Annotated in this window: 5 protein-coding genes; 4 read left to right on the top strand and 1 reads right to left on the bottom strand. The window is 68.7% G+C overall.

The features are described from left to right. Nucleotides 1-173 precede the first annotated feature (173 nt). The gene (locus StrepF001_RS43940; protein ID WP_129803671.1) at nt 174-578 is read left to right on the top strand and encodes a hypothetical protein; all 405 of its coding nucleotides are present in this window, start codon (nt 174-176) and stop codon (nt 576-578) included. 893 nt (nt 579-1471) lie between these two features. Here StrepF001_RS43940 and StrepF001_RS43950 read toward each other — a convergent pair. Then, nucleotides 1472-1696 carry a hypothetical protein gene (locus StrepF001_RS43950; RefSeq protein ID WP_206307164.1) on the bottom strand — a complete coding sequence of 75 codons (225 nt, stop codon included), beginning with the start codon at nt 1694-1696 and terminating at the stop codon, nt 1472-1474. A 415-nt stretch (nt 1697-2111) separates the two neighbouring features. On the opposite strand from StrepF001_RS43950, the gene StrepF001_RS49195 reads away from it, so the two are divergent. From StrepF001_RS49195 to StrepF001_RS43965, 3 genes are all read left to right on the top strand, one after another. Next, complete coding sequence (locus StrepF001_RS49195; protein WP_240797993.1) at nt 2112-3458, top strand: hypothetical protein; 1347 nt, start codon at nt 2112-2114, stop codon at nt 3456-3458. Between the two features lie 207 nt (nt 3459-3665). Further along, the gene (locus tag StrepF001_RS43960) at nt 3666-5834 is read left to right on the top strand and encodes a hypothetical protein (protein ID WP_206307165.1); all 2169 of its coding nucleotides are present in this window, start codon (nt 3666-3668) and stop codon (nt 5832-5834) included. A gap of 121 nt (nt 5835-5955) precedes the next feature. Next, nucleotides 5956-6492, top strand: a complete 537-nt coding sequence (locus tag StrepF001_RS43965; protein ID WP_129803672.1) for a hypothetical protein — start codon at nt 5956-5958, stop codon at nt 6490-6492. The last annotated feature ends 96 nt before the right edge of the window (nt 6493-6588 follow it).

A 6588-nucleotide genomic window follows, 5' to 3' on the forward strand; every position in this document is an offset into this window, starting at 1 on the left:
ACCCAAGAGCCAGAGCAACCTAACGGAGCCCTACTAGACACTCCCGCACTTCGGGGGAGGGCCTCAGTCGGGCGGCTGGGGCCCTTGTCGTGTCCGTGTCGGTGGGGCGTGCGATGATCCCCGTCATGGGGAGATACAGGTGGGGGACAGCAACCGTCGGAGCGCTCCTGGCGGTGACCATGGCGGCAACGAGCGGCTGCGGCGGCGATACGGAAGCCTCAACTGCCGACAAGAAGCCTGCCGCTGCGGCGCCCAGCTTCAGCAAGGCGGCCGCGGCCTTCCAGGATGAGGCCGCGAACGCGTACCTGGACGACGAGTGCACGCAGGAGGCTGGGACGTGCTGGGACAAGATGAAGCGCATCGTGGCCTCGGCCCGGGTCCTGCGTAAGGCCATGAACGCCGAGGAGAGCGTGGGCGCCGAGTTCTGGACCGACGCCTACGCGCTGATCAACAAGATGGAGAAAGGCCTCGAGCCAGGCGAAGACCTGGGCGTGAACGAGATGACGTCCAACCGGCCGGCGGTCTTCGGCTCCGCTCACGATCTGGCCGACTGGCTCGACGCGCACCCGATCAAGTAGCACCCGACTCCACGTCACACAGGGGCCCTGTACGGCGCGTGCGGGGCCCCTGTGGCGTTCATGGGCACACCGACGAAATGCGCCTTGCTAAGTGACGAAAGGGCTGTCGGCTCACGCCGACAGCCCGGTGATCAGCGAGAACCTTCCACAGTGCCACTGACCGGTTCCGAATGTACGGACGGATGCGGCGTACGAGGAAGGCAGTGAGGGCAGGTCCACCAGATCGAGCGACGGGATGTAGAACCGTCAATGCGGGAACGATCTATGGGCCCGTCTCTGTCCGCGCAGGTCAAGGCATTCCGTCGGTAGCCCTCATGGGGCCACGGGCATGGCCGTCCACTCCTCCCTTTCGACGGCCTCTACCGCGCCCTCCACGCGGCGGCCGACACCGCCGGAGTCCGCCTGTACCGCAAGATCCGCCCCGACGAGACAGTAACCGTCGCCTACGACGACTACGTCCCCGGCGACGTGTTCTGGTTCCTGGGCACCAGCCACCGCGTCCTGCGCTTCGAGGACATGGACCCGCAGAGCGTCACCGCCCAGCAGAACCCCGGAGCCCGGGTCATGGTCTGCGACGACGAATTCAAGATCACAGCACTGCCAGCCGCCATGTCCCGCCGGGCGCTCAAGCCGGCCGAGCTCAGCTCTCGGGTACGTGTGGGCAGGTCTCGCGCTGCTGATAGCTCCCTGGCACGCCCGTACCCACCGCTGGAAGTTCGGCAGGATGCGGCAGGGCAACTTCTGCGGGCTCGGGGGCCTGCGTGAATTGCCCCTACAAGCGCGGGACTTGACCCATGGCTGGTCGAGGAGCGGGCCGAGCGCGATCGAGGCTCCGCACTCCTTGCAAGGAACTGCCGTTCGGTGAAGTCCCTCCTCGTCCAGCGCCGTCGTTGTCAATCAGTAAGTTCGGAGTAACGAGCAGCAAGACGTCGCTGCAGTTCAAGGTGACGGAATTGGTACACCGCACCCACCTGCCGCAGGACGCCGCGCCGGTGGGCATCTGCAAGAAAGCTCATGAACCGGAGGGGAAGCCCTCGACGGAGCGCGAGATAGACCCGAGCGATGGCAAACGCTCCCCAGGCAGCTTCGACGAGGCCAAGGGTGATGCCGGCGGCCACGCCGGCTGCAGGGCCGTATGTGAGTCCGACTCCGAGGGCGGCCGCCGTTCCCGTCACCAGGGTGAGGACCTGAAAGGCCCTGCGGTCTCGGGACAGGACCTGGGCTGGTCCGACTGCTGTTGTCAGATCGGCGGGAGATCCTTTGAGTGACGAGGCCAGGGTGCTGGCGACAGCCAGCGGAAGCCCGAGCCGTATCCCACCCGCCAGCACGCCTCCCACTCCTGCCGCGATGCCAATGCCAAGGTCGTCTAGAGACCATCGGAGGCCGCCAGCCGGTGGACGGTTCCGGCTGGCCGCGATGCCAGCGGCGACGTGCCGCCAGAAGCTTTGCTGTTGCGTCCTGTGTATGCCCCGCTGTCAGTGCCGCGCCGTACCTTGGATTGGGCTGCAATCCGCGAAGACAAGGTGGTGGTGGGTGGCCAACATCGTCTGGCACGCGAAGCTGCGCATCTCCTTGGACCTGACCAAGGATGACCTGGGACACGAGGGATACGAGGGGCTGTGGGACACGGTCTACACCATGGACCGGATGTACGCCGCCCGCGGTGTCCCGGTCGCTGAGCGAGACCTGCAATGCGGAGGTGTGTGCCGGGACGCCGGGGTGGAGGCGCCGATGTATCTGCGCCTGCGAGCCAATGGGCGGCGCGAGGCCGTTCACGAACGGCGCGAAGACGAAGAGCGCCACATCGTCCCTGTCAGCGACGAGCACAAGGCCTACCAGGAACGCATCCTCCGGGTCGCGGCCGAAGAAGGCTTCCACGGCGACAGCGAGGTCCGCACCAGCGTGGGCCGCAGTTGGATCCAGACCGACACGCTCGTCGAAGGAGCCGACGGACTGCGCATCGGATGGGAAGTCCAGCTGTCCTCGGCCGGCACGCAAGGGCCCCGCAGCGTCCGCGCCCGCGCGGCGAAGGCTGAGAAGAACGGGATCACTCCCGCCTGGCACACCGACCGGGCCGACTACGCGCGCCGCCACGACACGCACTGGACGCGCAGCGACAGCCTGCCCGCCTATGTCATCGCCAAGACCGGTGACCTGCGCGTCGTCTCCGGCTTTCGCGTCCTGGACTTCTGGCACTGCGACGTCCGTGCCGTGTACTCCTGTCCGGACGGCGTACGCCGGTGCCGCCGCTTCCACGCCACGCCCAAGCCGCGCGACGTCTTGTTCGACGACCTGGTACGCCGGACGGCGGCTGGCACCATCGTGCCGGTGCAGTTCCGTGTCGGCGGTACGACGCACCGATTCTGGGTCACTGACACCGACCGCGACCGCCTCGAGGATCTCCGCAGCGACGACACCCAGCTGCCACCCGTCTCGGAGCCCGACGCACCTGCTCGTGCCAGCCGCAACCGTCCGACCTGCAAGCCCTCCTACTCAGCCCCGAACGCTCCAGCACCCGTCCCGGTTCTTCCCGCAATCCGAGTCCTGGCCCAGCAGGCTCCCTCCGCTGCTGAAACGGTGCCGGTTCAGACCGGGGCAGGAGCTCAGCCAGGCGTCCACGCCACGCTGCACCGAAGTGGTCTCCCGGACGAGCTCGTTGCGTTGCAGCAGGCGGCCGACGATGCTCATCTTCAGCTGCAGCGGCTCGATGACCGCGGGGAGCGCGACCGGCAGCGCCGGGTGTGGTTCGAGGCCGCCGGGGCTGTACAGGCTGCCGTGACGCGGTACGCGGGGGCGAAGGGGCTCAACCGGTACGAGGTGGAAAAGCGGCTACGCCAGGTCGTCCGGCATCCGGAGACGCAGCCGGGCCCGCCGCCGTAGCGGCAGCCAGTCTGACAGCGGCTCCCTCTCGAGCGACCGTCAGCATCCCTGCTACCTGCGCGCAGCGCGGCGTCACCGAGGTGACCGTATCGATATCGATCCGGCCCGGTCGGCTTGGCTTCGCTGACTGCGCCCGAGCGGGAGGTGGCGCGTCATACGGTTTCCTTCGCGCAAGGCGATCAGGCTTGGCCGGGTGAGGGGGCGGGTATGGCGGTACATGGCACGGAGTACCGGATGTGGGCGGCTCTGGCCCGTAGGGAGGACCTGCCGGAGGGGGCCTTCGCCGCGGTCGTCGACGGGCTGCTTCCCGACGACGTCGACTCGGATGCGTGGTCGTGGCAGAAGGACGTCTTCAAGGACACGATCCCGGCCCTGCTCGCCCGGCTGTCGGACCAGGACCTGCGGGACCGGATCGTCGCGGCGGCCGCCGCCGACCATGTCAACGCGCTCATCCGGCGGGGCCTGCTGGGGACGGTCGACCTCCCGGGCGTGCTGCGGCACCACGAGGCCACCCCGGACCTGGTCGTCTCGCTCGCGCGGCGCGACCTCCGCGCCACGGCGCTGGAGGTGATCGAAACGCTGGAGCTGTCGGCGCTGGTCGCGGTCGAGATGTCGGCGGGGCTCCCGCAGCCGGAGGAGCCGGTGCTGCCGACCCCAGAGGTGCCCGACTGGCTGCTGGACGCCCTGGTGCGGCGCAGCCTGACCATCGTGACGGCCGGACGGGAGGCGTTCGCCGCCGCCAACAGCCAGCCGCGCAACACCCCTTACTGGCAGCCGGAGGGCTGGCCGGCGTACTCGGTGTGTGGGCTGCTGCTGAAACGCTGCCCCGAGCGGTGGCCCGAGCTCGTGGAGGATCCCGTCCACGGCCAGGCGGTGCGGCACGCGCTCCTGGACAGCGTGGACACCGCGCAGATCAGCGACGAAGTCCTCGCGGCGTGTGTGCCCGCGCTGTGCCTGCCGGAGTGGGCCGACCTGCCGCAGCCCGAGCGCACCCAGCGCCGGCGGCTACGGACGATCGCACAGCGGGTGGCCGGCCACCCGCGCCTGAAAGAGCTGGCCGCCGCACAGCTACACGAGGCCGCGGCCGCCTGCCTGGCACGCGGCAACCTGGTGCAGGCCGTGACGGGCCCCCAGGTCCGCCACTACGCGATCGAGTTGACCGGGCTGGCCGAGGATCTGGCCGTGACCAGCAACGACGCGGACATCCTGGGCACGCTGTGCACGCTGGTCGCCCGCCTTCCCGAGCCCACCGCGATCGAGCGGCGCTACGCCTTCGACGACGGCGAGCCGCCGTCCCCGAAGCTGCTGCTGAGCAGCGACCAGCGGATCGGCACGCTGACCGCGCTGGCCGGCAACCCCCACCTGGACCGCAGCCTGATCACGAACCTCCTGGAGGGGCTGCACCCCATGGAGGTGCAGTGGCTGCTGGCGTACGAGCAGCAGGTCCCGGCGTGGCTGAGGCAGGCCGCGGCCGACCATGCGGCGACCCACCCGTACGCGGGACCACCGCGCGTGCTGACGGACGAGGAACTCGATGACGTCGACGACCCACCCGCGGTCATGCAGGGCTGGCTGGACACCATCAAGGGCCACCGGGGCGCCTTCATGTACCAAGTCGAGTACACGATCCTCGAGTCCCGTCACTGCACCGACGCCCTGCTGCGCCAGCTGCCCGCCCACGTCGTGCTCGGCAGCAAGGACCAGTCCGCGGCCGCCGACGCCCTGCTGCAGCTGTGCGGAAACGACCCCGCCCGATGGCAGGCCATCGCCGAAACCCTGTCCTCGCCGCCCGACTTCGAAGAGACCCTCGGACAGTTCCTGGAACGGCACAGCAAGAAGGCCGGCAGTGTCCGGACTCCGACACGGCACGAGCCCGTCATGCAACTGATCCGCGCCTCGATGAATCCGGCGAGCCGCACCGCGCGGCGCCCCGTCGATTCGCCCGCCGGCCGGATCGTGTCGGCGGCCGCGCGCGCCGATGCGGACAAGAACGGAACCGACCGCATCTTCCTGCTCGCCGCCGGCGCGAGCGCCGCTGCGACCGGGCTCGCGCTCGTGCTCGCGGATGAGACCGAGCAGACGGTCGACGAACTCCTCTCCGCCATCGAGGAAGCCGCCGAACGCGGGGCGGCGGCGGGGAAGGCGAAGCTGAACGCGCTGCCCGTGATCAGGGGACTGCTGACGGACCAGGCGAGCGCAGCCGAAGTGCTCAGGGCGGCCTTCGCCCGGGATCAGGGCGAGTTCTTCGACCTGATCCTCGAACTCGCGGACTTCACCGCCACGTGCATCACCATCCGCGAGGCCCGCACCGGGACACCGGTCGCCGACACGCTGGCCGATCTGGAGGAGATGCTCCACGAGTTCGTCGAGGCATGAACCTGCCCGGTCCGGGATGGGCCACCAAAGGCTCTTCACGGGATTCGTCAGACCCCCGCATCGTCGGCGGACTACTGTACGGACACGCCGCGCTACCCACGGTCAGCTGAGGAGGAATCCTGTGTCATCGCCCTGCGACCCCCAGCACGCTCCCGCCGGCGATGTGGGCGCAGCACTCATGATGATCGACTCTCGGCTCAAAGCCATCTACGACGGCAAGACCCAGACCGACGCTGAACAACAAGCGCTGACCGACCAGTTCGCCGCGTCCTTGGGCCCCGGCGGAGTCGATGACGTGCTGGACGGCACATGCACGCTCATCTACATGTTCATGCAGTGGCTGCGGATGGCCTACGAGGACCACGGCAGGGACGTCATCGAGTGCGTGGTGCCCAACCTCGTGGCCACGATGCGCATGATGCCCAAGAGCGTCCGTCCCGAGGCCATCCCCACCATGGCCGGCCTACTGGTCGCTGCGGGCACCGGCCTGAGCCCCAGCCTGTGGCGCAAGCAGTACGGATCCTGGACCAAGGACGAGATGAATCCCCTGGAAGCCACCGCCTTCCTGCTCGCGGAACACATCAACCGACTCACCGGCGACCGCGACTTCGCCACCCGCATGATCACCGAAGCTCTGTCCAGTGCGGACGAAGGCTGACGTGCAGCCTCCCCAGGTGATCAACCTTCAGCGGCAAACGGTCAAGGTGCCGTGACAACGCTCACTCGATTGACCTCTCGCAGTGAAGGTTGAGCA

Source organism: Streptomyces sp. F001, from assembly GCF_004187715.1.
In the GTDB taxonomy this organism is placed as follows: Bacteria; Actinomycetota; Actinomycetes; order Streptomycetales; family Streptomycetaceae; genus Streptomyces; species Streptomyces flavusporus.

Bases quoted from the DNA above. Each gene is read 5' to 3' on its own strand.
- StrepF001_RS43960 (WP_206307165.1), top strand. From the start codon at position 3,666: ATGGCGGTACATGGCACGGAGTACCGGATGTGGGCGGCTCTGGCCCGT.